Raw genomic sequence first — 24,401 nt, forward strand, 5'->3', positions numbered from 1 at the left:
CCCGCTCGCCCCGGGTGGTCACCCCGGCACACGCCAGGTGACCACCCGGATACACATTGTAGCCACCGCGTGACCGGCAGGTGACTGAGGGGAGTCCGGGGCCGGAGAAGGTGGGCCCGGCGTTCACGGCACACCGTCCTGGAGTCCGCACCATGGCCCTGAGCAATCCCCGGCACTCGCACACCGTCGTCGGCGATACGCCGTCGGCACGGACTGACCCACGTACGACCCTGGGCGAGCACCTGAGAGGCCAGGTGCGTCGCCTGTGCGAGTCGACCGGGATCGCGGACCCGCCCGACGGTTCCGGTCTCCCGCTGCTCGACCTGATCGGCCTGCTCGGCCCGGCGGCCCTGCGCCCCCTCGGAGCCGGGCCGCCCTCACCCTCGTTCGTCTGCGACGACCACTCGCCCGCCGAGCTCTCGCTCGCCTTCGGCGGCGCGACTCCCGTGGCCGTACGCCTCCTGGTCGAGCCCGGCTGCACGGCGACCACGCTGGAGGAGAACGGCCGTCTCGGCCGGCGGGCCCTCGCGGCCCTGGCCACGCGCCGGGGATTCTCCACCGAACCGGTGCGCCGGGTGGAGGACTTGTTCTTCCCGCCGGTCATGCAAGGCTCCTTCGCACTGTGGTGTGCGATGGAACAGCGGCGGGAACCGCGCGCGCCGGTGGGCGTCAAGGTCTACGTCGACCCCCGGGCCCACGGGCGAGAGCGCTCCGCCCAGGTCGCCGAGGAGGCATTGGCGCGCTTCGGGTTCGGCCGGGCCTGGCCCGCCTTCCGGGAACGCGCCACGCGGCGCGGCCCCGGCCGGGACGAGATCCTCTTCTTCGCCCTCGATCTCGGCGACTGGCACACCCCGCGGATCAAGGTCTACGTCGCTCATCACGACGTCACCGCCGCGGAGGCGCAGGACGTGGCGCGCCTGCTGCCCGGGGGAGAGGCGCGCCGGGTACGGGACTTCTGCCGCACGGTCGGCGGCGACCCCGGGCGCTTCACGCACCGCCCCCTGGTCTCCTGCCTGTCGTACACCGGACGGGACTCGGAACACCCGGGTGGCCACACCGTCCACGTACCGGTCCGCGACTACGTCCCGCACGACGGAGTGGCCCGGGACCGCGCCACCGCCGCCCTGCGGCGCCTCGGCATGGACGCCGGAGTCGTCGACCGCGCCCTGGCCGCGATGACGTCCCGCCGCCCGGCCGACGGGGTGGGGCTGATCGCCTACGTGTCCCTCGTGCAGAGCACCTGGCAGCCGCCGCGCGTGAACGTCTACTTCTCGCCGGAGGCCTACACGGTCCGTCCTCCGCGCACCGTCGAGCCCGGCCGCGAGGGGTGAGGTAATGGAGCCGTACCGGATCAAGGTCGTCGAACCGATCCCGATCACGACGCGGGCCCAGCGTGAGCAGGCCCTGCGCCGGGTGCACCACAACCTGTTCGGACTGCGCGCCGACGAGGTCACGATCGACCTCCTCACGGACTCCGGAACGGGAGCCCTGTCGGCGGCACAGTGGGCCGCGGGCATGGCCGGTGACGAGTCGTACGCCGGCTCACGGTCCTTCTACCGCTTCCGGGACGTGGTCCAGGACCTCACCTCCTATCCCTGCGTCCTCCCCGTCCACCAGGGCCGGGCAGCGGAGCGCATCCTCTTCTCCGCGCTGCTCACCCCGGGACAGATCACCCTGAGCAACACCCACTTCGACACCACGCGCGCCAATGTGGAGCTCGCCGGCTGCCGCGCCGTGGATCTGCCCTGCCCGCAGGCCAAGGACCTCGACAGCACGGAGCCGTTCAAGGGCGACATCGATCTGCACCGCCTGGAAGAAGCCCTTCGAGGGCCCGACGCCGGCCGGATCGCCCTCGTCGTCATGACGCTGACCAACAACGGCGAGGCCGGCCAGCCGGTCTCCATGAGCAATCTCACCCGGGCCGCCGCGCTGTGCCGGGAGCACGCGGTCCCGCTCTTCCTCGACGCGGCCCGGTTCGCCGAGAACGCCTGGCTGGTCACCCGGCACGAGGCCGGCTACCGGCACCTGAGCCCGCGTCAGGTCGCCGAGCGGGCCTTCCGCCTGGCCGACGGCTGCCTGATGAGCGCGAAGAAGGACGGCATCGTCCACATCGGCGGCTTCCTCGGGCTGCGCGACCGGGCCCTCGCCGAGCGGTGCGAGCTGTTGCTCATCGCCACGGAAGGATTCCCCACCTACGGCGGTCTGGCCGGCCGGGACCTGGACATGATCGCCCAGGGGCTGACCGAGGTCACCGATCCGCTGCATCTGCAGGCCCGTGCGGACGCCGCCCAGCACCTCGCCCGCCTGGCCCGTGCCGCCGGCATCGACATCGTCGAGCCACCCGGGCTGCACGCCCTCTACCTCAACGCGGGCCGGCTGCTTCCCCACATCGCCCCGCACCGCTTTCCCGGTCACGCGCTCGCCTGCCGGCTCTACCTCGAAGGCGGCGTCCGCTCGGTGGAGTTGGGCTCCCTCTACCTCGGCAGTGAGGACGAGAACGGCAACCCGGTGACCTCGGCACCTTACGAACTGGTCCGGCTCGCACTTCCCCGCCGGACGTACGGTCTGAGTCACCTGAACCACGTGGGTGAGGTCTTGGCGGCCGCGGCCGAGGCCAAGGAGTCGATTCCGGGCTACCGCCTGATCGAACAGCCCTCACTGCTCCGCCACTTCCGCTGCAAACTGGAACCCGACGTGGACGCCGGTGGCGGCCGCCGGTAGCGCGAAGCCGGGAGCCTTACCGCACAATGGCGACCATGATGCGCAGCACGCCTTCCCAGGCCGCCGTCGCCGTTCTCGCCGCAGTCGCGTTCGCCACACTCATCTCGTGCTCCGCGGACACCCAAGAGGGGTCCCGGGACGAAGGGCGCCCGGGCGGGACGGCTTCACAGGCGCCGTCCTCCGCGTCCGGCCCGACGCCGTCGCCCTCACCCACCGGGCCGTGCGCCGACGGGGCCTGTGAGGTCGAGGTCGCCGTGGGGGACGTCGTGACCGTGCCGCAGCGGTACGGCCTGGGGCCGATCAAGGTGACGGCCATCGCCGACGGCGAGGTTCGGATGACCGCGTCGCTGACGGGGTCCGGCTACAGCGTCTCGGGCTGTTCGGGTGGCGGCGGCGTGTCCTCGGACGGCGGCGGCGGTGTCTCCCTCCGCTGCGCGGAGGGCCCCGCGGCGACCATCAACGACGCCATGAGCCTGACGGTCGTCGACGTCCGCGACACCACCGCCGCCCTGCGGATCGAACCGGCGGGATGAGCAAAGGCAGTGGACGTCCCGACGTGTCGCCGGGAGCGCCTCGCCGCCAAGGCACTCCCGAAAGGTGTCACCGATGCACGCTGCACAGAACACCTGCGGTCCGTCGACTCCCTCTTCGTGCGACGTGATCATCGCCGGGTACGGACCCACCGGCGCGATGCCGTCCACCGAACTCCGGCTGCACGACGGGCGGGTCCTCGTCCTGGAGAAGGACATCGAGCCCGTGTCGTTCGTCCGTATCGTCGGTCTGCACATCCGCAGCCGCGGGATCTGGACGACCACCTCACCCGATGGTTCGGACCCAACTTGAGTCCCTCGGTGTCAACTTGATCCAGTCGGCACTTGTCAACCGTCCGCCGGTTGCGTTATACGAAAAGGGCGGATCTTGCCGTCACGGTCGCGGCCGTGACGGCTGTCAGCCAGGAGTGAAGGGAGAAGTGGGGCATGCTTGTGCGTACCGGCGCTCCGGGGGATCTGGACCGGCTCGCGCGTGAGCTCGCACAGAGCGCCACGGCCGGCACCGTCATCCCGGCGGATGTCTGGCGCGACGACGAGGCGTTCTTCGTCCAGTTCGATCTGCCGGGCATGGAGCGCTCCAGCATCGAGGTGACCGTGGAACGGGGGACCCTCCTGCTGAGCGCCGAGCGCCCTTCCCCGGTACCGGACGGGGCCAGGCCCGTGCTCACCGAGCGCCCGACGGGCCGGTTCAGCCGCCGTCTGACCCTGTCCGACGCCCTGGACGCCGACGCCGCCCAGGCGGTGTACGACAACGGCGTGCTCACCCTGCGCATCCCGCTGGCCGCGCACGCCAAGCCCCGCAAGATCGCCATCACGGGCGGCGCGCCCAAGCAGGTCACCGCGTGAGCGGCACTCGGTGGGCGCGCCGTCCGCGCGGTTGAGGAGTGGTCGCCGGCCTGCGATTGCCGATAGCGTCGGGCTCCCGGCCGACCGCACCCGGCGGTGGCCCGACCAGGAGCGATTCCCGTGACCAACCAGCAGGCGACGACCACCTTGTGGCGCCCCACCGGGCCCGAGGAGCTGGAGCTGGTGCGTGAGTCGGACTGGCGCGCGTGGCCGCCCCGCCTTCCCGAGCAGCCGATCTTCTACCCGGTCCTCAACGAGGACTACGCCGTGAGGATCGCGCGGGACTGGAACGTCAAGCACGACGGTGCCGGCTTCGTCACCCGCTTCGAGGTCGAGTCCGCCTTCCTGCGCAGATATCCCGTCCAGCAGGCGGGCGGACGGACCATTCTCGAACTGTGGGTGCCCGCCGAGGAGCTCGACGAGTTCAACGCCCACATCGTCGGCAGAATCGAGCTGATCCACGAGTTCCACTGAGGCGTCGGCGGCGTCCGGTCCACCGGGGCGTCGCCGGCGCCCCGTCCACGCCTCGGCGCGGCCGAACTCACCTGCGGGCCTACCTGCTGCGGTAGGCCCGCAGGAACGTCCGGACCCCCTCCACGACGAGCGGCCGGACGCGGGCGTCCTCCGCGGCGTTCGCCGATCCGAGCCGGTCCAGCGCGACGCCGAAGGCCAGCGCGATGAACTGGTCGGCCGCGAGCCGGGGGTCGGGCACGTCGAGCAGCCCGGCGTCGGCGAACGCGGCGAAGCGCTCGGCGATGGCCTCGTCGGGCGTGTCGGCCATGGAGTTGTAGCCGCGGTGCGGCAGATGCCCCGATTCCGCCCGCACCAGGCGTTGCAGCGTGGCGTACTCCGCCGAGCCGAGCATGTCGGTGGCGATCCGCATCGAGAACTCGACCAGCGCGCCCTCGAGTTCGCCGGCGTCGGTGAGCTCGGTGAGGGTGTCGTCCAGGGTGTCCCGGATGGTCATGATCATCGACTGGCCGATGGCGTCGACGACGGCTTGCAGCAGCGTCTGCTTGTCCCCGAAGTAGTCGTACACCGTCCGCTTGGACACCTCGGCCCGGGCGGCGATCGCGTCGACGCTGGATCGGTCGAAGCCGTCGGCGAGAAACAGTTCCCGAGCCGCCTGGAGGATGGCGGCCCGCTTGCGCGCGGAGCCCTCGCGCAGGGTCTTCGTGGTCGGCATGAGCACATCCTAACCGTTCTACACTGCACGGTGTAGTGTAGTTTCCGAACCGGTCGCACCTCACCCTGCTCGGCCGTCTCGGAAGGACGTCCATGACCGCAACTCTGGCTCCACCCTTACGCATCGGGAAGGCCGCCGTCGCCGCCCTCGGCGCGCTGGCGATCGCCACCGGCGCCCTGGAATCGGTGGTGACGCCGACCCTCCCGCTCCTCCAGCGTGAACTCGGCATGAGCCCCGCCGAAGGAGCGTTGCTCAGCATCGTGCTGCTCATCACCGGCGCGCTCGTCACACCGATCGCGGGCAAACTCGGCGACCGCTACGGCGGGAAACGCGTCCTGATCCGGCTGATGGCGGTGGTCTCGGCCGGTGGTCTGGTGTCCTCCCTGGCGCCGAACCTGCCGGTGCTGCTGCTCGGCCAGGTGCTCCAGGGGGCCATGGTGGGTGCCCTGCCCCTGTCGTTCATCCTGGTGCGCACCCACCTCCCCGCCGGCGAGTCCAAAGTGGCCATCGGGGTGGTCAGCGGGTTGTTCGTCGCGGGCGGTATGGCGGGAACGCTGTCGGCCGGGCCCGTCGCGGAAGGGCTGTCCCGGCACTGGATGTTCGCGCTGCCCACCCTCGCGGTCATCGGCGGCACCCTGCTGGTGAACAGGCTGTTCCCGCAGGATCCACCGAGCCGGCCGGACGGTACCGGGATCGACTGGCCCGGCCTGCTGCTGCTGAGCGGGACGCTCGTCACGCTCATGCTCGTGCTGGCCCTGGCACCCGACATCGCCGCACGGCCCCTCCTGCTCGGCGCCCTCGTCCTGGTCCTGGCCGGCTTCGTGACCGGGTGGACAGCCGTCGAACGCCGCGCGGCCGCGCCGATGGTCGACCTGCGCATGCTGGCACGGCCCGCGATGTGGAGGGCGTGCGTGCTGACGTTCGTGACCTGCGTCGGCACCTCGCTGGCCGTCTATCTCGTCCCGCAACTGTTCGCGGTGCCCGCCGACGCCTACGGCTTCGGGGCCGGCGCGACCGAGATCGGCCTCTATCTGCTGCCCGGGGCCGCCGCCGCCGCGCTGGCCGGGCCGATCAGCGGGATCGGGGCGCGCCGCCTTGGCTCGCGCGCCGTGGTGACCGCCGGGATCGCCCTCATGGCCGTCGCCCTGGTCGCACTGGCCACCGTGCACACGGAGATCTGGCACCTCGTCATCGGCAAGGTGATGATCTCGCTCGCGAGCGGCCTGTGCGTGACGGCGTTGGTGACCAGCACCGCCGCCTCCGTCGACCGGGGCGACACCGGCATCGCCACCAGCCTGGTGTTGGTCACACGCGTGGTCGGCTACGCCGTGGGCGCGCAGGTCGGGGGCGCGCTCCTGACCGCCGGTACCCCGTCCGGATCGGACGTCCCGGCCGAATCGGCCTTCGTCACCGGCTTCGTCATCGCAGGCGCCGTCACGGCGCTGTCCCTGCTCGTCACCCGCACCATGCGCAAAGGAGTCGAGGAATGACCCGCACCGACCCCGCGAGGCCCGTGTCCGCTCCGCCGAGGCCCGCCCCCGCTCCGCCGAGGCCCGTCGGCAGGACGCCGGGGCGCAAGGTCCTGATTTCCGGGGCCAGTATCGCGGGCCCCGCCCTCGCGTACTGGCTCAGCCGCCACGGGTACGCGGTCACGGTCGTCGAGAAGGCGAGTGCACCCCGTCACGGCGGCTACCCGGTCGACATACGCGGCACCGCGCTGGAGGTCGTCCGGCGGATGGGGATCCTGCCGTCGCTCCAGGACGCGCACGTCGACCTGCGCCGGCTCACCTTCCTCGACGAGGACGGGGGAGAGGTGGTCTCGGTCGGCCCGCGCACCGTCACCGGCGCCACGGGCCGGGACCTGGAGGTGCGGCGCGGGGATCTGACCCGTGCCCTCCACGCGACGGTCCGCGACGACGTGGAGTTCCTGTTCGACGACTCCATCGACACCCTCGACGCATCCGGCCACGGGGTCGACGTGACCTTCCGCGGCGGCGGCACGCGCACCTTCGACCTGGTGTTCGGTGCGGACGGTGTGCACTCACGGACGCGCGAGCTCGTGTTCGGCCCGGAGGAGCGGTTCCACCGCCATCTCGGCTACTGCTTCGCCGTGTTCACCATGCGTAACACCCTCGGGCTGTCCCACGAGACGGTGATGTGGAACAGCCCGGGCAGGGCCGCCGCGCTCTACGCCGTCGGGGACGACGACGAGGTGCACGCCTTCCTGAACTTCGCCCACCCGGAGCCACCGTACGACGCGTTGAGGAACGCTCAAGCGCAACGGGCCCTGATCGACGAGGTCTTCGCCGACGCGGGCTGGGAGGTCCCGGGCATGCTCGCCGCCCTGCGCGACGCGGACGACCTGTACTTCGACGCGGTCGGCCAGATCCGGATGCCCCGCTGGTCCAGCGGCAGGGTCGCGTTGCTCGGCGATGCCGCGTACGCGCCCTCCTTCCTCACCGGCCAGGGCACCAGCCTCGCGCTCGTCGGCGCCTACATGCTCGCCGCCTCCCTCGCGGACCGGGACCACACCACGGGCTTCGCCGCCTACGAACGCGACACCCGGGGGTTCGTGACCGCGAACCAGGACCAGGTCGGTGAGGGCGAGGCCAAGCTCTTCCCGACCACCGCGCGGGCCCTGGAGCGGCGCAACGCCATGCTGCGGCAGCTCGCCACCCTGCCCGCCGCGACGGGGCGACCGGCCCACTCGGCACTCACCCTGCCCGCCGTCGTGCCCGCGAGGTAGACCCGCCCCCCTGGGTGGTGACGGCGGGTGCGACGATCCCGGGGCGCTAGTGTTCCAGGGCATCGCCCTCGGAAGGCAGGGCGCCGGCCGCGGGATCCACACGCGGCGGACAAGGGACGGGCGGGGACGCGGATGGGGCCGGACGGGACAGCGCCCCTGCTCGCCTTCACCGCCGGTGTTCTCATCGCGCTGGTCACCGCACCGGTCGGTGTCTCCGGCGCCGTGTTCCTGCTGCCCGTCCAGCTCAGCGTCCTCGGTGTCCCCAGCCCCGCCGTCACCCCCACCAATCTGCTCTACAACGTGGTCGCCGGCCCCGGCGCCCTGCTGCGCTACCGTCACGACGGGAGCCTCTACGGCCCGTTGACCCGCAGGCTGATCGCGGGCACGCTGCCCGGCGTCGTCCTCGGCGCCGTCATCCGCGTCTTCGCCCTCCCCGGACCCACCGTGTTCCGGCTCCTGGTCGCCGTCCTCCTGTTCCCCCTCGGACTCTGGCTGATCGCCCGCACGCTCCGCCCGCCCACCACCCCGACACCGCACGAGCCCGCACCACGCACCCTCACCCTGCTGGCACTCGCCGTCGGCACGATCGGCGGCGTCTACGGCATCGGCGGCGGCTCCATCCTCGGCCCCGTCCTGGTCGGCCGTGGCATGCCCGTCGCCAAGGTCGCCCCCGCGGCCCTCGCCTCCACCTTCCTGACCTCCCTGGTCGGTGCCGGAACGTACGGACTGCTCGCCCTCACCGGCGGCGACGACATCGCCCCCGACTGGCTCCTCGGACTGGCCTGCGGACTCGGCGGGCTGGCCGGCGGCTACCTGGGGGCCCGCCTTCAGCCGCGGGTGCCCGAAGGCGCACTCCGCCTCCTGCTGGGCACCCTCGCCGCCGCGCTCGGCGCCCTCTACGCGGCGCAGGCCTTCACCCAGGGCGTGTCGCTCTGACCGGTCGGTCAGCCGAGACGCTGCGGCATCGGCCGGGCGGCCCGGTTCCAGGTGCGGGCATCCGGGGCGTTGGCCTCCAGGCGCGCGCCGAGGGTGGCGGCGAAGCCCTCGGCCCGGGCCGGCTTGATCAACGTGAAGGTCTCGGGCGCCCGCACCCGCGTGTCCACCTTCCTCGCCGGCGCCTTCCTCAGGGTGCTGTGCATCGCCTTCGGGCCCCTCGTCTCCGACATCTGACACGGCGCACGGGCAGCGTCCGACGCGTCAGCGGACGGCGAGGACGCCGAGAGCGAGGAGAGGGGGCCGGGGCGCGCACAGCCCAGCGCCCCGGTCGGACCGGCCGGTCGACCAGGGCGCTGGGCTGTGCGGGCCGGAAGCAGGGCGCCGTCCGGGCCGAGGAGTCAGGCGCCGGCGAGGAATTCGAGCGTGTCGATCACGCGGTTCGAGAAGCCCCACTCGTTGTCGTACCAGGCGACCACCTTGACGTGGCGGCCGTCGACGCGGGTGAGCGCCGAGTCGAAGATCGACGACGCGGGGTTGCCCACGATGTCGGACGACACCAGCGGGTCCTCCGAGTATTCGAGGACGCCCGCGAGCGGCCCTTCCGCCGCGGCGCGGTACGCCGCCAGCACGTCCTCACGCGTCACGTCGCGCGCGACCGTCGTGTTGAGCTCGACGATCGAGCCCACCGGCACCGGGACGCGGATCGAGTCGCCCGACAGCTTGCCGTCCAGGTTCGGCAGCACCAGGCCGATCGCCTTGGCGGCACCGGTCGTGGTCGGCACGATGTTGACGCCGGCGGCCCGGGCGCGGCGGGCGTCACGGTGCGGACCGTCCTGGAGGTTCTGCTCCTGCGTGTAGGCGTGCACCGTCGTCATGAACCCGTGCTCGATCCCGGCGAGTTCGTCGAGGACCTTGGCCAGCGGCGCGAGCGCGTTGGTGGTGCAGGAGGCGTTGGAGACGATCGTGTGCACGGCCGGGTCGTAGGCGTCGGTGTTGACCCCGAACGCGAGCGTGACGTCGGCGCCGTCCGACGGTGCGCTGACCAGTACCTTCTTCGCGCCCGCGTCGAGGTGCGCCCGGGCGGCCTTCGCCGCGGTGAAGCGGCCCGTGGCCTCCAGGACGATGTCGACGCCGAGTTCCGCCCACGGCAGCTGCGCGGGTTCGCGCTCGGCCAGCACCTTGATCCGACGCCCGTCGACGACGAGGGTGTCACCGTCGACGGTCACCGGGCGCCCGAGCCGGCCGGCGGTGCTGTCGTAGGCGAGCAGCCGGGCGAGCGTGGCGGGCTCGGTCAGGTCGTTGACGGCCACGATCTCCAGGGCGCTGTCGCGCTCCAGCAGCGCGCGCAGCACGTTGCGTCCGATGCGGCCGAATCCGTTGATGGCGATGCGAGTCATGAATGAGGTCCCTTCCCTTCGCGCCACCATGCTCGTCCGCGGCCGACACTCCTGACAGTGGCGGTATCGCCATGGTTCAAAAGGATCCCGCCACCCGAGGTCACCGCCGCTGCGGGGAGCCCGCCTCCCCGGAGCGGCGTCGGTGTCACTCGCCCCGGGTGAAGGTGCGCCGGTACTCGCTCGGCGTCGTGCCGAGGATGCGCTGGAAGTGCAGGCGCAGGTTCGCGCCGGTGCCGAGCCCGACGTCGTCGGCGATCTGCTCGACGCTGCGCTCCGAGCGCTCCAGCAGCTCCCGGGCGAGGTCGATGCGGGCCCGCATCACCCACTGCATGGGCGTGTAGCCGGTCTCCTCGACGAAACGCCGGGAGAACGTGCGTGCCGACACTCCCGCCTGCTGCGCCAGCACGTCGAGCGTGAGCGGCTCACCGAGCCGGTGCAGTGCCCACTCGCGCGTGGCCGCGAACCGCTCGCCGAGCGGCTCGGGGACGCTGCGCGGCACGTACTGGGCCTGGCCGCCGCTGCGGTAGGGGGCCGCGACCAGCCGCCGGGCCGCGTGGTTGGAGGCGGCCACTCCGAGGTCACCGCGCAGGATGTGCAGGCACAGGTCGATGCCGGAGGCGGCGCCGGCCGAGGTGAGCACGCTGCCCTCGTCGACGAAGAGCACGTTCTCGTCGACCCGTACGAGCGGGTGCCTGGCCGCGAGGGCCCGGGTGTAGTGCCAGTGTGTCGTGGCGCGCCGGCCGTCGAGCAGGCCCGTGGCGGCGAGCGCGAAGGCGCCCGTCGAGATGGCGGCCAGCCGCGCCCCCCGCTCGTGCGCGGCGATCAGGGCGTCGACCACGGACCGCGGCGGATCGTCGCGGTCCGGGAACCGGTAGCCGGGGACGAAGACGAGGTCGGCCCACGCGAGCGCGTCCAGGCCGTGGGCGACGTGGTAGGCGAGCCCGTCACCGCCGGTCACGAGGCCGGGAGTCGCCCCGCACACCCGCACCTCGTAGGGCATGCTGGCCCGGGTCGTGAAGACCTGCGCGGGGATCCCCACGTCGAGCGGTTTCGCACCCTCCAGGACGAGGACGGCGACGCGATGGAGGCGGGAGGCTGACACGGCAAGAGGTTAGTCGGGGCGGCCGGTGTCGGGCGTGACCTGGTCCGGCGCCACGATGCGCTCCACCGCGGCTCGCACGAGGTGTTCGCGTTCCGCCTCCGTGAAGACGTCCGGCAGGGTGAGCTGCTCGACGATCAGCCAGTTCAGGGCCAGCATGAGCAGTTTGACGGCCGTGGCGTCGCCGGGCAGGCCGGAGGCCTCGTGGTAGGCGACGTTGGCATCGACGTCGGCCCGGACCCGCGCGGTGAGGACCTTGCGCAGCTCGGGGCGGCGCGTGGCCTCCAGGCGGAGCTCCAGCAGCGCGAGGTAGCCGGTGCGGAAGGAGGCGATGCGGCCGACGAGTTCACGCATCAGCTCGGCGTAGGTGTCCCGGCTGCGGTCGGCCGCCTCGTGCCGGGCGATGGTCGCCTCGTCGGGCTGCAGCCGCTCGTACACCCGGGCGCCGGCCTGGGTGAGGAGGTCGTCCCGGTTGGCGAAGTAGTTGGACGCCGTGCCGACGGGGACGCCGGCCTCGGCGTCGACGGCCCGGAAGGTCAGGCCGCGCGCGCCTTCCCGGGCCAGCACCTCGATCGCCGCGTCGACGAGAGCCGCGCGCCGCTGGTCGTTCCGTCTCACCATTGACACCACTCCACCTGTAGTACTACGTTCACACCACTTCACTCAGAGTACTACGTCAGGGGACGACCTTGCCCAAGCTCGTGTATTACATCGGCGTCTCGATCGACGGCCGCATCGCGGGCCCGGGCGGCGAGTTCGGCTTCTTCCCACAAGGCGGCGAGCAGCAGTCCGCCGCCTATGCGGCCTGGATGAACGAGCGGTATCCGGAGACGGTCCCGACGGCCCACCGCGCGGCCGCCGGGGTCGCCGACGCGCCCAACCGGCGTTTCGGCACGGTCCTCATGGGCCTCGGCACCTACCGCCTCTCCCTCGCCGACGGGGTCACCAGTCCGTACGCACACCTGCGCCAGTACGTCGTGTCCAGCTCGCTGAAGCCGGACACCGACCCGGCCGTCACCGTCGTGCCGGGCGACCCCCTCACGCTCGTCCGCGAGCTCAAGCACGCCCCGGGCGCCGGCCCGGACCTCTGGCTCTGCGGCGGCGGCCGGCTCGCGGGCAGTGTGCTGCCCGAGATCGACGAGCTGCTGATCAAGACCTATCCGGTCGTCGCCGGCGCCGGAATCCCGATGGTCGACGGCGCTTTCGACCCCACGGTCTTCGACGTCGCCGAGCGCACGGCCTTCCCCAACGGAGTCACCCTCACCCGTCTGACCCGCCGCGCGGCCGAGTCGCCATGACCCCGGCCTCGGCAAGGCCCGGCGGTGTGGAAAAGCGCTCGACCGGTGGCCCCGAACCGGACATGATCCGCCGGTGTGACGACGACGAAGCAGTTCATGGTCCGGGCCGCCGCCCGCAACAACGCCGAGTGGTGCGCAGCGATGGCCCGATCGCACGGCCTGGTGGGCGCGTGGGGCCAGGACGCGTGGACCGCCCCGGCGCGCACCCCGCCGCTCCACCCCGACGCGGTGACGCTCGTGCCGGGAGCCCACCCGGCGGCGCTCGTGGCGCGGATCGACACCGGCACACCGGGCGCCTCCGTGAAGGACAGCTTCGCCGACCTGGACCTGAGTGACGCCGGCTTCCACGTCCTGTTCGAGGCGCAGTGGATCCACCGCCCGGCACGTCCGCCCTCCGTCGCACCCGATCTTGCCTGGGACCTGGCGGACGACCCGGCCACACTGCGGGACTGGGCACGGGCCTGGGACGACGGGGACGGTGGCGCGGGCCTCTTCCGGCCCGGACTGCTCGCCGACCCGGCCACCTTCGTCCTCGCCGGACGGTCGGCCGACGGCCGGGTGGTCGCCGGTGCGGTGGCCGGCCGCAACGACCAGGTGGTCGGCATCTCCAACGTCTTCGCGCGGGACGGCGGCCCGGACGCGGCGTGGCCGGTCGTCCTGGACGCGGTGCACCGCCTGTTCCCCACGCTGCCGGTGGTGGGCTACGAACACGGCGACGCCCTGGCGGCCGCCGTCCGCCACGGCTTCGAGCCGCTCGGCCCCCTGCGGGTCTGGCTGCACGGACCCACCGCCGCGCGGAGCACCGCGTGAGGGTCCGTCCGGTCCCAGGGGTGCCCGACGGACCCGACGGGCGGCCTGGGCAGGATCACAGGGCCCGCGCCAGCCGCACGATCGCCGCGATCGACCGGTCGACGTCGGCCTCGGTCGTGGTGTGGCCCGACACGGAGATGCGCATCAGCCGCCGGCCGCGCCAGGTGGTGGCGCCCATCCAGCACGTGCCGTCCTCCTGCACCGCCCGCACGATCCGGTCGGTGCGGGTGCCGTCGCCGAAGGCGACGAGGACCTGGTTGAGCGTCACCTCGTTGACCACCTCGAAACCCGCTGCGCTCAGGCCGTCGGCGAAGCGGCGGGCGAGCGAGCAGCAGCGCTCCACGAGCGCGGCGACGCCGTCACGGCCGAGTTGGCGCAGCGCCGCCCAGGTCGCGAAGCCCCGGGCGCGACGCGAGGACTCGGTGGTGTAGTCGGCGCCGCCGGCCACGGTCCCATCGGCGCGCGTGAGGTAGGAGGCGGTGTACGACAGGGCATCGGCGTGGACGTCGGGGCGGGAGCAGAAGGCGTAGCCGCAGTCGTAGGGGACGTTCAGCCACTTGTGGCCGTCGCAGGCCCAGGAGTCGGCGCGTTCCACGCCGTCGACGAGGTGGCGGGTGGCCGGGCTCGCGGCGGCCCAGAGGCCGAAGGCGCCGTCGACGTGCACCCAGCCACCGTGGGCGTGGGCGAGGTCGCAGACGGCACGGAGGTCGTCGCACGCGCCCGTGTTGACGTTGCCCGCCTGCGCGCACACGATCACGGGCCCGGCCGGGCCGGACGTCAGCACGCGGCGCAGGTCCTCGGTGTCCACGGCGCCGCGCGCATCCGTGCGGACCGTCTCCAGGCAGTCGGTGCCCAGGCCGAGCAGCCGCAGCGAGCGGTCGACGGTGGCGTGGCGCTCCTCGCCCGCGACCACGCGCAGCCGCGGGGCGCCGTGCAGCCCTCTGCGCCCGATGTCCCAGCCGGCTTCGGTGAGCAGGTGCTGCCGGGCGGCCGCGAGGCCCGCGGTGTTGGCCGCCTGGCCGCCGGTGACGAACCCCGTGGACGCCGTGCCGGGGATGCCGAGCAGGTCCTTCAGCCGGCCGGCCGCCGCTTCCTCCGCGGCGAGCGCGGCGGGTGAGAGCGCGGCGTTGAAGGCGTTCTGGTCCCATCCGGCGGCGAGGATCTCCGCGGCGGTGGCCGCGGGCAGTGCCCCGCCGACGACGAACCCGAAGAACCGCGGCCCCGCGGTGGCGACGAGGCCCGGCCCGGCGGCGGCCACCAACTCGTCGACCACGGTGAGCAAATCGGCGGGGGAGCGGTTCAAGGGCCGGGCGAACGCGGCGCGCAGGGCGGCGTGGTCGACGGATTCTGCCACCGGCCGCTCCGGCAGCGAGCGGCGATAGGCGGCGGCGTGCTCGGCGGCGCGATGGAAGATCCTGGTGAGCTCGTCCATGGCCCGGACCGTATCCGCCCGCCCGGCGCCCGGGAACGGCCGATCGGGGGACCTCGGTGTCCCGTCCGTCCGTCCCGTCCGTCCAGTCCGTCCCGTCCGGGTCCGACCGGGGGCGTGTTGTGCGGCTCGCGTTGTGGGCAGGCGTAGGGGGACCCGACGTAACCTCACGATGGAGAGCCGGTGATGACGACTTCCCGAGCGCAGGGGTCCCTGCACCAGGCCAGGGAGGATGCCGTGCCGACCCGCCTGGAGCGGGAGAACGCGCAGTTGCGGCAGGCGGTGGAGTCTCACGCGACGGTCGACCAGGCCATCGGCGTCCTCGTCGCGGTCCACCGGCTGACACCGACTGCCGGCTTCGACGTGCTCCGTGAGGTCTCCCAGCACGCCAACATCAAGCTCCACACGGTGGCGGAGACGGTCATCGACTGGGCGCTGGGTGGTTCCCTGCCACAGCCGATGGGCGAGGAGCTGGACGCTGCCGTGCGGCGACGCCTGCGCGCCGAGGGCGAGTCGGACCGGCGCGGATAGGGCGCCGAGAGCCGGGCCGGCCGGACGCCCGCCGTGGCGGCCTCGCCCCCCGGACACCTCGACGAACGGATGTTCGTCTCATGGTGGAGACCCCGGGGAGCATGTGAGGCATAGTGCGGGGTACGCGCAGGCGTGTGAACGGGGGTACGAGGGTGGAGCCGGCTGAAGCAGTCCCGGAGGGTGAGGGCCACGTGGTGCCGGACACCGGACCCGCGATCCAGGAGACGGTCGCCCTCGACGGTGACGGGCACGTCATCGCGGAGGCACGCCACCGGGCGGTCGGCTTCCTCACCCGCGTCCAGGCCGAGCACGGCATTCCGGTGTCCGCGCGGGCCATGGACCTGACGCAGTTGGTGGTCAGCGAGCTGGTCACCAACGCCCGCAAGTACGCCCCCGGACCCGTGCTGATGGAACTGCGCGTCTCCGGCGGCACGGTGCACGTCATCGTGTGGGACAGCGACCCGGTCCTGCCGGTGGCCCGGGCCGCCGACGCGGGCAGGGTGGGGCAGCACGGTCTGGAGATCGTCATGGCCGTCGCGCAGGGCTTCGAGGTCCAGCGGGAACCGGTCGGCAAACGCATCACCGTCCGCATCGCCCTGCTGGACGATCCCGGTGGCGACATCGCCGGGCGCAACCCCGTGTAGCGCCCGCGGCGGAGCGCCCCCGGGGAGCCGAGCGTGCTCGCGCCTCACGTCACTCGGGGCCCGGACCCGGCCGGAGGAAGTCCGTCAGGGCGGAGGTCAGTGCCTCGGGCGCCTCCTCGGCGACGTGGTGCCCGGAGTCGATGCCCAGACCGCGCACGTCGGCGGCCCACGAACGCCAGATGTTCCGGGGGTCCCCGTACAGGTCCTCCAGGTCGTCCCGCAGCGACCACAGGACGAGCGCAGGACAGGTGATGCGCCTGCCGGCGGCGCGGTCGGCCTCCTCGTGCCGGCGGTCGACGGTGAGACCGGCGCGGTAGTCCTCGAGCATCGCCCGAACGACGTCGGGATCGCGCGTGGCGTTCCGCCACTCCTCGTGGTTCTCCCGTCCCATCGTCTCCGGGTCGCCGTGGTACCAGCCGTCCGGATCGGCGGTGATGACGCGCTCGGGGATGCCCGGCTGCGCGAAGAAGAACCAGTGCCACCACTGGGTGGCGAAATCGACGGTGATCCGCGACAGGTGTTCCGTGAGCGGCACACAGTCCGCGAACGCCACCCGGGAGACGCACTCGGGATGGTCGAGAACGAGGCGCAGCGCCACATAGCCTCCGCGGTCGTGCCCGAGGAGCGCGAAGCGGCGATGGCCCAGGTGACGCATCACGGCCACCACGTCCCCGGCGACGGCGCGCTTGGAATAGCCCTCGTGGTCCTCGGTGAAGCGCGGTCCCCGCGAACGCCCGTATCCCCTCAGGTCCGGGCACACCACGGTGTGACCGGCCGCCACGAGCAGCGGGGCGACCCGGTGCCACGTCGCCGAGGTCCGGGGATGACCGTGCAGCAGCACCACCGGCGGGCCCTCCCCGCCGTAGCGGACGAAGACCGAAGCCGGACCGACATCGATCTGCGCCGTCTCGAATCCCTCGAACACCCGGCCTCCCTGGGGCTCAACCGGCGTACCGCGTCGTGCCGTCGCGCGGCGCCGACCTACCCTGTGCCCTGACCGCCGGCGACCATGTGTCCGACTGCCCCTGTTCCCTCCTTCCGGCCGGGACTCGCACACGCTGCCGTCCCTCCGGGAAGCCGGCCGCGGTTCTCGGCCACGAGGCGGTAGACGCCGTGCGCGGCCCGGCGCAGGGGCGGCAGGATGAGGAGCGCGCCTGCGACGGCCCACACGCCGCCCCCGTTCAGCAGGATCTTCGCCACGGCCTGGGCACCGCCGTACACCCGCCCGGTGGGGGTCACCCACAGGGCCTCGTACCGGGCCCGCTCCTCGGTGACGCCGAGTGCCGTCAGATCGGCGTGCTGCCATGCCACGACCTCGCACCGCGGCCGGACCAGGCGCTGGACGACACCCACCGACATGGTGCAGAAGCCGCAGTCCCCGTCGAAGATCAGCACCGGTCGCGTACGCACTCCTCCATCGTGCCGCATCCACGGCGGGACCGGCTTGGCGGACGGGCGGGTGGGCGGCCGGACGGGGAGCGGCGGGTGGGCGCGCAGGGGGGCTGGTGGCCGCCGCCACCAGCCCCCTGCTGTCACCTGTCTCCTCCCTCGGAGTGTGCGACGGCTCAGCGCAGCGGCCGCACCTGGATGTTGCGGAAGCGGACCTTGTTGCCGTGGTCTTGGAGGCGTATCGCTCCGGCCGCCGGTGTCTCGGACCGGCCCGAGGCGGTGGGACCGTCCAGGGCGACGTCGTCGTGGACCGTCCGGCCGTTCCACACGACCGTCACCCGGGCGTCGGCCGTCTTGTCGCCGTCGTCGTCGAAGCGGGCCGCGCGGAAGACGATGTCGTAGGTCTGCCAGGTCTCCGGCCTGGTCGCCATGTTCGCGTCGGGCGCCTTCTCGAGGTAGATCGCCCCAGCCTCGTTCGTGTCCAGGGTGGTGTCACCGTAGGAGTCGAGGATCTGCAGCTCGTAGCGGTCCTGGAGGAAGATGCCGCTGTTCCCGCGGTCCTGGCCGGTGACGTCCGGCGGCAGCTGCGGGACACGGAACTCGACGTGCAGTGCGAAGTCCTGGTAGGCGTCCTTGGTGCGGATGTCGCCGCAGCACACCTCCGTCGACTTCTCCTCCGTCAACGGCCACGCCACCTTGCGCCCGTCCGTGTGCTGCCACTGCGCCTGCGCGGCGGTGGTGCCGTCGAAGAGCGTCACCTCGGCGCCGTGCGGATGCACGGTGATCAGGTCCAGGTTGACGTGCCCGGTGTCTCCGGCGTCGAACCGGTAGGAGATCTCGTTGCGGCCGGCGCGCAGGGCCAGCTGCTCGGTCCGGGTCGACCACGAGTCCCAGTCCCCGGTGGAGGGCAGCGAGGTCTGCCGGATCTTCTTCCCGTTGGCGTACAGGGAGAGGGACTTGGTGCCGGCGAACGGGTTCGGGCCGTTGGAGTAGCGGAGGTTCACGTCGTACGTGCCGCTCTTCGGGACGGTCACGTCGAACGTCGTGGCGACCTTGCCCTCGGTGGCGTACCGGTCGACGAAGCCGCTGCCGGAGTAGCCGGTGTGGTCGGTGTTGATCCCGGCCGTTCCGGTCAGTCGCGCCTCCTCGGCCTCGTACAGGGTGGCGGCCGGCGGCTGCTTCCCGGGCAACTGGTTGAGCGTGTACCAGGCTTCGGTGCTCCACAGCGTCTCACCGGAGGCCGACGTGAAGGGGCGCGGGGAGCGCACGTGCACCACGTGGCCGGGCTTGAGTCCGTCCGTCCGCAGCCGGACGGTGCGGCCGTCGGCGGAGAGCGTGGCCGAACGGACGGTGAGCCGCTCCTCGCCGATCTTCGGGCCGCCGTAGTCGGCGGTCGGGGTGTAGCGCCACTGCTCGACCCGGTAGCGGGCGGCGAGTTGGGCCGCCGTCTCCTCGGACACCGGCTGGGTGTACGTCAGGTCGAAACCGCCGGGGACGGCACGCATGGTCTTGATGTCGAAGGTGTTGCCGCCGTTGGGCGTCAGCTTCTGCAGGCCGAAACGGAGTTTGCCCTCCTGGCCCCAGTTGCCGTCGGCGCCGAGCCCACCGGCGTAGAGCGCGCCGTCGGGGCCGAGGGTGAGGCGGTTGACCCCGGCCTCCAGACCCTGGGTGTAGCGGAAGACCGCGCCCTGGTACTGGCCCTTCACCTTCTCCAGGTAGGCGCGCTGGAGGCCGCCGTAGGTGACGTCGCCGATCAGCATCTGGCCCGCGAACTGCCCCTTCTTCAGGTACAGCGGTGTCGAGGGCGAGTTGGCGATCTCGTTCTGCGGCAGCCAGAGCACCGGCGCCGTGACGGGCGAGGACTCGAAGGGGCCGGCGGGCTCGGTGTAGTGGTTGAAGAAGCGGTCCTGTCTGATCTGGACGAGCTTCGACGAGGGCAGCCAGCCGCCCTGGTTGTCGGTGGTGAACAGGCCGCCGTCCGGGCCCCATCCGATCCCGTTGGGTGTACGCAGGCCACCCGCGACCGGGCTGATCCGGCCGGTCTTCTTGCTGATCTTGTAGGTGGTGCCGCGGCCGGGGGCGGGCTGTGGGGTGGTGGTGGCGCCGCCGTAGTCGATGGCGACGGAGAGATTCACGTAGAAGTACCCGTCGCGGTAGAGCAGACCGAACGCGAACTCGTGGAAGTTGCCCCCGTAGGGCCAGGTCGCGACCGTGCGGTACGTGTCCGTCACGTCGTCGCCGTCCTCGTCGACCAGCCGCGTCAGCTCGTGCTTCTGCGAGACGTACAGGGAACCGTCGACGTACTTGATCCCCATGGGCTCGCGCAGCCCTTCGGCCACCTTCTCGACCGTCACCTTGTCGCGGCTGGTCGGGCCGGTGACGTTGTCGAGCAGATACACCTCACCGGCAACGTTGTCAGTGCCGCCCCAGGTGCTGATGGCCAGTCGCCCGTCGGGCAGCCAGTCCATGCCGCTGACCTGCGGTTCGAAACCGTCGGGGCGCAGGTCCGTGAGGTCGAGGTCGGGGCGTACCGAGGTGAGGGGCAGCCCGTCGCCGGGGGAGTCCCCGCTCGCCTCGCACTCCTTGCGGCCCGGCGCCGTCACCCGGACCACATCGGCGTCGGTGCTGAGCGCCTCGCGGGGCACGACGGTGAACTCGCTCTCGCCCGGCGGCTTCCAGGACAGCTGTACCTGCTGCCCGCCGTCGCGTTCGAAGTGGTCGACGCGCAACGGGTGGGCGCCGGCGGTGAGATGGACGGTGCCGTCCTTGGGCTCGGCGCCGTGCAGTCCGTCGTGGTCGATCACCGTGGAGCCGTCGAGCGACAGCCGGGAGCCGTCGTCGCTGGTGAGGCGGAACACGTACGACCCGTCGCGCGGGGCGATCAGATAGCCCGTCGCCTCGGAGACGAAACGGTCCTCGAACCCGCCGAAGTCGGCGGCCGTGGACCAGTCGACGGTGGGCATGAGCTTGTCGTGGTTGGGGGTCTGCCCCGGCTTCAGGGTGCACAGCTTGTTGAGCGGCGTCTGGACGTCGAAGACGCGCAAGGTGACGCCCGGCTCCTGCGGCGGGATGTCGGCGACGGCCGTCGGGGACGGGTTCGCGGGCGTCGGGGCGGGGTCGGCCGCCACCGCCGGGGCGGCCAGGACACCGCCGGCCAGGACGGTGGACGCGAGCACCGCGAGGAGGTGTCTTCGGGCTCGTGGGAAGGGTCGTTGGCGCATTGGTCCTCCTGTGCTGGGGACCGGACCGTGCCGGATCGTTCCGGTCGTTCACGGGGTGGAGCGCGGGTTGCGCCGCAAAGGTAAGAGACTTTCGCTTGTCATGTCCATACTTTGTCATCAGTGTGTTCAAAGTCGGTCCGCGCGCCCAGTCGGGCCTCCGGGCGCCTCCGTGGGTTCGTCGCCGCCCGATGGTGGAACTGATCATGGGTGGGCAGCTTCTCAACCATGGGGAAGCTTCCGGGCGTGCGCCCGGGGGAGAGGCGGTGACGACGGGTGAGTGAGCAGGGTGGTCGCGACTGGGTGCGGATGACGCCGGACGACTTCGACCGTGAGGCGCCGCCGCGCCCGGAGGCGGACGGAAGGATCCCGGCCGAGGTGGACGAGTGCGGTACGGCTCCCCTCTTCGGTGACGAACCGGCTCCGGCCGGAACGGGCCGCACCGCTGCACGCACCCTCCAACGGGCCCGCCAGGAACGCCTGTTCTGAGGTCACCGCATCGCCGGGGACCGGGCAGGGCGTGCACCCTGTCAGGATGGCTGCCGCTTCCTCACCGCTGCCGGTCCACGACGACGACGGCAACGTCCTGATCTCCTTCGGCCCGGGGGCGGAGGACACGCCCCCCGCTGACGCGCCGCTGCCCCTCGCGCTGGTGGCCCTGTGGCACGGCGATCGCGTCCTGATGGCGTACAACCGTCACCGGCAGGCCTGGGAACTGCCCGGCGGACTGATCGACCCCGGGGAGACCCCTCGCCAGGCCGCCGAACGCGAGTTGCTGGAGGAAACCGGCCATGTACCCGAAGGGCGACTCCGTTTCGCCGGCTTCGCGTACTTCACCCTGGCGCCCGACGGGCGTTGCGAGTACGGCGCCCTGTTCAGCGGCCGAGGTGCCGACGTCTCTCGGTCGTTCCGGCCCGACGACGAGATCGCGGCCGTCCGGTGGTGGGACCTGCGCGAGCCCCTGCCGGGACGACTCCAGCCGCTGGACGCTCACCTCGCGGAGCTGAGCCGCGCCACGCCGCCGGGCACCCACGACGGCACACCGGGCCCGGCGCCCGGTCCGCCTCACCGGCCCCGGTGACCGCCCGGGTGAGCGGCGCCCCGGTTCGCGCCGGCGACCGTGGGTCGGCAGGATGGGGCCATGACCGAGATCCGCACACCCCGCCTCCTCCTGCGCCGCTGGTCCGACGACGACCTCGTCCCTCTGTCCGAGATCCACGCCGACCCGGCGGTGATGCGGAACATCGGCGACGGGCAGCCGCGCTCCCTGGACCGGACCGCCCTGGACATCGAGGCGTGGGAGGAGGAGTGGGACGAGGAGGGATTCGGGACGTTCGCGGTCGAACTCCTGGGCTCCGGTGAGCTGGCGGGCGCCGTCGGCCTGACCGTGGCCGGCGCACCCGCCGAGATCGCGGGCCAGGTGGCGATCGGATGGCGTCTGGGACGGGTGTTCTGGGGACAGGGCTACGCCTCCGAAGCAGCGCACGCCACCCTGGAGTTCGCCGTGCAGGACCGAGGACTCGACCGGGTGGTCGCGGTGTGCCGGGCGGACGACAGGGCATCCGTGAACGTACTCGGCAAACTCGGCATGCAGGCGGAGGGCGCCACGCAGGACCCGTCCGACGGCCACGCCCTGCGGCTGTACGGGATCGACCTGACGCAATACCAGGACTAGCGCGCCCGGCTCTCCGGCCGGCCGGTGTTCCAGGCGATGGTCAGCCCTTCTTCAGCGCCTCGGCGAGCATCACCAGGATGCCGCTGGGACCGCGGAGGTACGTGAGCTTGTACAGGTCCTCATAGGTGGCCACACCGCGCAGCGGACGGCATCCGTGCCGCGCCGCCGTCTCCAGGGCCGCGTCGAGATCGTCGACCTGGAAGGCGACGCGGTGCATGCCGATCTCATGGGGACGTGTGGGCTCCGTCTCGATCGCCTCGGGATGGATGTACTCGAAGAGTTCGAGGCGGCCCTGCCCATCCGGCGTCCGGAGCATCGCGATCTTTGCGTGGTTGCCGTCCAGGCCGACAGCGGTGTCGGTCCACTCGCCGCTGACCGTGTCACGGCCCATGACCGTGAGGCCGAGATCGGTGAAGAAGGAGATCGCTTCTTCGAGGTCACGCACGGCGATGCCGACGTTCTCAAGTCTGATGGCCATGCGCCGCATGCTACCGAGCCCGGTCGATCCGGGTGCCGATCCGAGACGGTGACGGGGCCGACGAGGAGCGGTCGTCAGCGCAGCCACGCCCCGTCACGCATGACGACCCTTCCCCGCAGCTCCGGCTCGCCGCGCCACGCTCGCACGGTGCGAGGGGCCACGCGCAGGTGGAGAAAGGAATCCTCCTCCGCCCGTGGGTCCCACCCGAACCGGCCGGCGAAGGCCTCGGCTGCCTCAGCGGGCACCTCCTGGTCGGGGAAGCACTCCGCCTCGCCCTGGAGGAGCACCACGTCGAAGGAGTCCGGCAGCGCCAGACGCACCCGCGGCTCCGCGCGGACGTTCCGCGCGGTCGCGGACGTGGCGCCGGTGCACATCCACACGGCTCGCCCGTCCCACACGAACCACAACGGCACCTGGTGCGGCCCGTGATCGGGGTGGGCCGTCGACACCCACATGTCCCGCTCGGTGGCGAGCCGCTCCAGTACGTCGCGCGTGCGCTCCGCCGTCGTGCGACGGACGGTCCCCGTGGTCTCCATGGGAAGCGACCCTAGCCACGCGGGTGCCGGACGCGCCTGCGGCGCAGGACCTACATCCTGCGACCGAGGCGCTCCCCGGCGGCGTCGCGCGTGACGTCGCCGACCCGCTTCCGGACATGGGGCACCGGGCGAACCGGCCCGCTCAGACCCTACGCCTGGCGGGCGGCGGTACCGAGGACGGACGGCTGGACGCCGCGCAACCGGTTGACGAGCGGGGTCGCGGGGTCGCCACCTCCACCGCGATGACGTTGTCGCCGCGGCGCAGCGCAGGTGATCGTCGGTAGGCTGCGGCGGTGCGCACGGTCGAGTTGTTGCTGGACGACGAGGCGGAGCGAGTCGTGCGGGAGGCGTGGCGGCGGCTCGCGGACGCCGGGCTGCCCAGCCAGGCCCGCCACCGCTCACCGACCAACAGGCCGCACCTCACCCTGGCCGCCTGCCCGGAGCTGACCGCCCCGATCCGCTGGGAACTCGGCGAGGTGGCCGCCGGCCTGCCCCTGCCGGTGCGGTGTACCGGGGTGGTCCGCTTCGAGCGGCCCACCTCCGTGCTGGCCTGGGCACTCGACCTGGACTCCGCGCTGGCCGGGCTGCACCGCCGGGTGTGGGAGGCGGTGGTCTCGGACAGTCCGCCCGAGACCCTCAACCCCTTCCACGCACCCGGACGCTGGACTCCGCACCTCACCCTGGGCCGGACCCGGCGGGCCGGCGCCTTCGCCGACCGGCGGATCCCCGAGCTGCTGCCGGCGCCGCCGCTGTCGATGCGGCTCACCACCCTGCGCAGCTACGACACGGTGACCGGCGCTCTCGAGGTGCTGCACCCCCGCCCCTGAGCCCTGGCCCCCCCACGACCCTGACCAGGCAACACGGGCAGATGAGGTGATGTCGCGGAAACTCGGGGAAAAAGGTCGGCAGCC

27 protein-coding genes and 1 pseudogene are annotated in these 24,401 nt (G+C 72.4%); 17 read left to right on the plus strand and 11 right to left on the minus strand.

Going from position 1 to position 24,401, the window contains the following annotated elements:
• Nucleotides 1-152 precede the first annotated feature (152 nt).
• The 6 genes and pseudogenes from ACIGAQ_RS07400 (at nucleotide 153) to ACIGAQ_RS07425 (ending at nucleotide 4,592) form a co-directional block, all read left to right on the plus strand.
• Nucleotides 153-1,331: a tryptophan dimethylallyltransferase family protein gene (locus ACIGAQ_RS07400; RefSeq protein WP_399779801.1), complete on the plus strand. Its 1,179-nt coding sequence runs from the start codon at nucleotides 153-155 to the stop codon at nucleotides 1,329-1,331.
• A gap of 4 nt (nucleotides 1,332-1,335) precedes the next feature.
• Nucleotides 1,336-2,721, plus strand: a complete 1,386-nt coding sequence (locus ACIGAQ_RS07405) for a tryptophanase (protein WP_399779804.1) — start codon at nucleotides 1,336-1,338, stop codon at nucleotides 2,719-2,721.
• Nucleotides 2,722-2,756: 35 nt separating this feature from the next.
• The gene (locus tag ACIGAQ_RS07410; RefSeq protein ID WP_399779807.1) at nucleotides 2,757-3,254 is read left to right on the plus strand and encodes a hypothetical protein; all 498 of its coding nucleotides are present in this window, start codon (nucleotides 2,757-2,759) and stop codon (nucleotides 3,252-3,254) included.
• A gap of 73 nt (nucleotides 3,255-3,327) precedes the next feature.
• Nucleotides 3,328-3,516 (plus strand): annotated as a pseudogene (locus tag ACIGAQ_RS07415) (monooxygenase); the annotation flags it as partial.
• Between the two features lie 182 nt (nucleotides 3,517-3,698).
• A complete protein-coding gene (locus tag ACIGAQ_RS07420) occupies nucleotides 3,699-4,118 on the plus strand; it encodes an Hsp20/alpha crystallin family protein (protein ID WP_362284325.1) in 420 nt (139 codons plus the stop codon).
• Between the two features lie 120 nt (nucleotides 4,119-4,238).
• A complete protein-coding gene (locus ACIGAQ_RS07425; protein WP_311687964.1) occupies nucleotides 4,239-4,592 on the plus strand; it encodes a hypothetical protein in 354 nt (117 codons plus the stop codon).
• A gap of 79 nt (nucleotides 4,593-4,671) precedes the next feature.
• On the opposite strand, the gene ACIGAQ_RS07430 is transcribed toward ACIGAQ_RS07425, so the two are convergent.
• On the minus strand, nucleotides 4,672-5,304 hold the full coding sequence (locus tag ACIGAQ_RS07430; RefSeq protein ID WP_311687963.1) for a TetR/AcrR family transcriptional regulator: 633 nt from the start codon (nucleotides 5,302-5,304) through the stop codon (nucleotides 4,672-4,674).
• 92 nt (nucleotides 5,305-5,396) lie between these two features.
• Here ACIGAQ_RS07430 and ACIGAQ_RS07435 point away from each other — a divergent pair, with 92 nt between their 5' ends.
• The 3 genes from ACIGAQ_RS07435 to ACIGAQ_RS07445 all read left to right on the plus strand — a co-directional run bounded on the left by ACIGAQ_RS07435 (nucleotide 5,397) and on the right by ACIGAQ_RS07445 (nucleotide 8,986).
• The gene (locus ACIGAQ_RS07435) at nucleotides 5,397-6,794 is read left to right on the plus strand and encodes an MFS transporter (RefSeq protein WP_399779811.1); all 1,398 of its coding nucleotides are present in this window, start codon (nucleotides 5,397-5,399) and stop codon (nucleotides 6,792-6,794) included.
• The gene (locus tag ACIGAQ_RS07440) at nucleotides 6,791-8,050 is read left to right on the plus strand and encodes an FAD-dependent monooxygenase (RefSeq protein ID WP_399779814.1); all 1,260 of its coding nucleotides are present in this window, start codon (nucleotides 6,791-6,793) and stop codon (nucleotides 8,048-8,050) included. Before ACIGAQ_RS07435 ends, ACIGAQ_RS07440 begins: the two co-directional genes overlap by 4 nt.
• 132 nt (nucleotides 8,051-8,182) lie before the next feature.
• Complete coding sequence (locus ACIGAQ_RS07445) at nucleotides 8,183-8,986, plus strand: TSUP family transporter (protein ID WP_399779817.1); 804 nt, start codon at nucleotides 8,183-8,185, stop codon at nucleotides 8,984-8,986.
• Between the two features lie 8 nt (nucleotides 8,987-8,994).
• On the opposite strand, the gene ACIGAQ_RS07450 is transcribed toward ACIGAQ_RS07445, so the two are convergent.
• The 4 genes from ACIGAQ_RS07450 to ACIGAQ_RS07465 all read right to left on the minus strand — a co-directional run bounded on the left by ACIGAQ_RS07450 (nucleotide 8,995) and on the right by ACIGAQ_RS07465 (nucleotide 12,103).
• Nucleotides 8,995-9,189, minus strand: coding sequence for a hypothetical protein (locus ACIGAQ_RS07450; protein WP_399780742.1), 195 nt, complete (start codon nucleotides 9,187-9,189; stop codon nucleotides 8,995-8,997).
• A 195-nt stretch (nucleotides 9,190-9,384) separates the two neighbouring features.
• A complete protein-coding gene (gene gap, locus ACIGAQ_RS07455; RefSeq protein ID WP_311687959.1) occupies nucleotides 9,385-10,383 on the minus strand; it encodes a type I glyceraldehyde-3-phosphate dehydrogenase in 999 nt (332 codons plus the stop codon).
• Between the two features lie 145 nt (nucleotides 10,384-10,528).
• Nucleotides 10,529-11,485 (minus strand): helix-turn-helix domain-containing protein, encoded by a 957-nt coding sequence (locus ACIGAQ_RS07460; RefSeq protein ID WP_311687958.1) that lies wholly within the window; start codon nucleotides 11,483-11,485, stop codon nucleotides 10,529-10,531.
• A gap of 9 nt (nucleotides 11,486-11,494) precedes the next feature.
• Complete coding sequence (locus ACIGAQ_RS07465; protein ID WP_311687957.1) at nucleotides 11,495-12,103, minus strand: TetR family transcriptional regulator; 609 nt, start codon at nucleotides 12,101-12,103, stop codon at nucleotides 11,495-11,497.
• A 68-nt stretch (nucleotides 12,104-12,171) separates the two neighbouring features.
• On the opposite strand from ACIGAQ_RS07465, the gene ACIGAQ_RS07470 reads away from it, so the two are divergent.
• Nucleotides 12,172-12,780 (plus strand): dihydrofolate reductase family protein, encoded by a 609-nt coding sequence (locus tag ACIGAQ_RS07470; RefSeq protein ID WP_399779822.1) that lies wholly within the window; start codon nucleotides 12,172-12,174, stop codon nucleotides 12,778-12,780.
• A gap of 75 nt (nucleotides 12,781-12,855) precedes the next feature.
• Nucleotides 12,856-13,590 carry a hypothetical protein gene (locus ACIGAQ_RS07475; RefSeq protein WP_399779825.1) on the plus strand — a complete coding sequence of 245 codons (735 nt, stop codon included), beginning with the start codon at nucleotides 12,856-12,858 and terminating at the stop codon, nucleotides 13,588-13,590.
• 55 nt (nucleotides 13,591-13,645) lie between these two features.
• Here the strand turns inward: ACIGAQ_RS07475 and ACIGAQ_RS07480 are convergent, their stop codons facing one another.
• Nucleotides 13,646-15,022, minus strand: coding sequence for a pyridoxal phosphate-dependent decarboxylase family protein (locus tag ACIGAQ_RS07480; RefSeq protein WP_399779828.1), 1,377 nt, complete (start codon nucleotides 15,020-15,022; stop codon nucleotides 13,646-13,648).
• Nucleotides 15,023-15,205: 183 nt separating this feature from the next.
• Here ACIGAQ_RS07480 and ACIGAQ_RS07485 point away from each other — a divergent pair, with 183 nt between their 5' ends.
• Nucleotides 15,206-15,550, plus strand: a complete 345-nt coding sequence (locus tag ACIGAQ_RS07485) for an ANTAR domain-containing protein (protein WP_399779831.1) — start codon at nucleotides 15,206-15,208, stop codon at nucleotides 15,548-15,550.
• A gap of 191 nt (nucleotides 15,551-15,741) precedes the next feature.
• Nucleotides 15,742-16,194 carry an ATP-binding protein gene (locus ACIGAQ_RS07490; protein WP_311687952.1) on the plus strand — a complete coding sequence of 151 codons (453 nt, stop codon included), beginning with the start codon at nucleotides 15,742-15,744 and terminating at the stop codon, nucleotides 16,192-16,194.
• 49 nt (nucleotides 16,195-16,243) lie between these two features.
• Here ACIGAQ_RS07490 and ACIGAQ_RS07495 read toward each other — a convergent pair whose 3' ends face one another.
• The 3 genes from ACIGAQ_RS07495 to ACIGAQ_RS07505 form a co-directional block, all read right to left on the minus strand.
• Nucleotides 16,244-17,119, minus strand: a complete 876-nt coding sequence (locus tag ACIGAQ_RS07495; RefSeq protein WP_399779834.1) for an alpha/beta fold hydrolase — start codon at nucleotides 17,117-17,119, stop codon at nucleotides 16,244-16,246.
• Between the two features lie 56 nt (nucleotides 17,120-17,175).
• The gene (locus ACIGAQ_RS07500) at nucleotides 17,176-17,604 is read right to left on the minus strand and encodes a thiol-disulfide oxidoreductase DCC family protein (protein ID WP_399779837.1); all 429 of its coding nucleotides are present in this window, start codon (nucleotides 17,602-17,604) and stop codon (nucleotides 17,176-17,178) included.
• 155 nt (nucleotides 17,605-17,759) lie between these two features.
• On the minus strand, nucleotides 17,760-20,804 hold the full coding sequence (locus ACIGAQ_RS07505; protein ID WP_399779840.1) for a family 16 glycoside hydrolase: 3,045 nt from the start codon (nucleotides 20,802-20,804) through the stop codon (nucleotides 17,760-17,762).
• A 273-nt stretch (nucleotides 20,805-21,077) separates the two neighbouring features.
• Between ACIGAQ_RS07505 and ACIGAQ_RS07510 the strand changes: the two genes are divergently transcribed.
• From ACIGAQ_RS07510 to ACIGAQ_RS07520, 3 genes are read left to right on the plus strand one after another with little or no spacing between them, the layout of a single operon-like run.
• The gene (locus ACIGAQ_RS07510; RefSeq protein ID WP_399779843.1) at nucleotides 21,078-21,290 is read left to right on the plus strand and encodes a hypothetical protein; all 213 of its coding nucleotides are present in this window, start codon (nucleotides 21,078-21,080) and stop codon (nucleotides 21,288-21,290) included.
• 46 nt (nucleotides 21,291-21,336) lie between these two features.
• Complete coding sequence (locus ACIGAQ_RS07515) at nucleotides 21,337-21,882, plus strand: NUDIX domain-containing protein (protein ID WP_399779846.1); 546 nt, start codon at nucleotides 21,337-21,339, stop codon at nucleotides 21,880-21,882.
• A 60-nt stretch (nucleotides 21,883-21,942) separates the two neighbouring features.
• The gene (locus tag ACIGAQ_RS07520; RefSeq protein WP_311687946.1) at nucleotides 21,943-22,476 is read left to right on the plus strand and encodes a GNAT family N-acetyltransferase; all 534 of its coding nucleotides are present in this window, start codon (nucleotides 21,943-21,945) and stop codon (nucleotides 22,474-22,476) included.
• 40 nt (nucleotides 22,477-22,516) lie between these two features.
• Here the strand turns inward: ACIGAQ_RS07520 and ACIGAQ_RS07525 are convergent, their stop codons facing one another.
• Both ACIGAQ_RS07525 and ACIGAQ_RS07530 read right to left on the minus strand, forming a co-directional pair.
• Nucleotides 22,517-22,954: a VOC family protein gene (locus ACIGAQ_RS07525; RefSeq protein ID WP_362284285.1), complete on the minus strand. Its 438-nt coding sequence runs from the start codon at nucleotides 22,952-22,954 to the stop codon at nucleotides 22,517-22,519.
• 74 nt (nucleotides 22,955-23,028) lie between these two features.
• The gene (locus tag ACIGAQ_RS07530; protein ID WP_399779849.1) at nucleotides 23,029-23,490 is read right to left on the minus strand and encodes a pyridoxamine 5'-phosphate oxidase family protein; all 462 of its coding nucleotides are present in this window, start codon (nucleotides 23,488-23,490) and stop codon (nucleotides 23,029-23,031) included.
• A gap of 293 nt (nucleotides 23,491-23,783) precedes the next feature.
• Between ACIGAQ_RS07530 and ACIGAQ_RS07535 the strand changes: the two genes are divergently transcribed.
• The gene (locus ACIGAQ_RS07535) at nucleotides 23,784-24,317 is read left to right on the plus strand and encodes a 2'-5' RNA ligase family protein (protein WP_362284280.1); all 534 of its coding nucleotides are present in this window, start codon (nucleotides 23,784-23,786) and stop codon (nucleotides 24,315-24,317) included.
• Nucleotides 24,318-24,401: the final 84 nt, after the last annotated feature.

The sequence above is a fragment of the Streptomyces sp. NPDC085932 genome (assembly GCF_044540525.1).
Classification (GTDB): domain Bacteria; phylum Actinomycetota; class Actinomycetes; order Streptomycetales; family Streptomycetaceae; genus Streptomyces; species Streptomyces levis.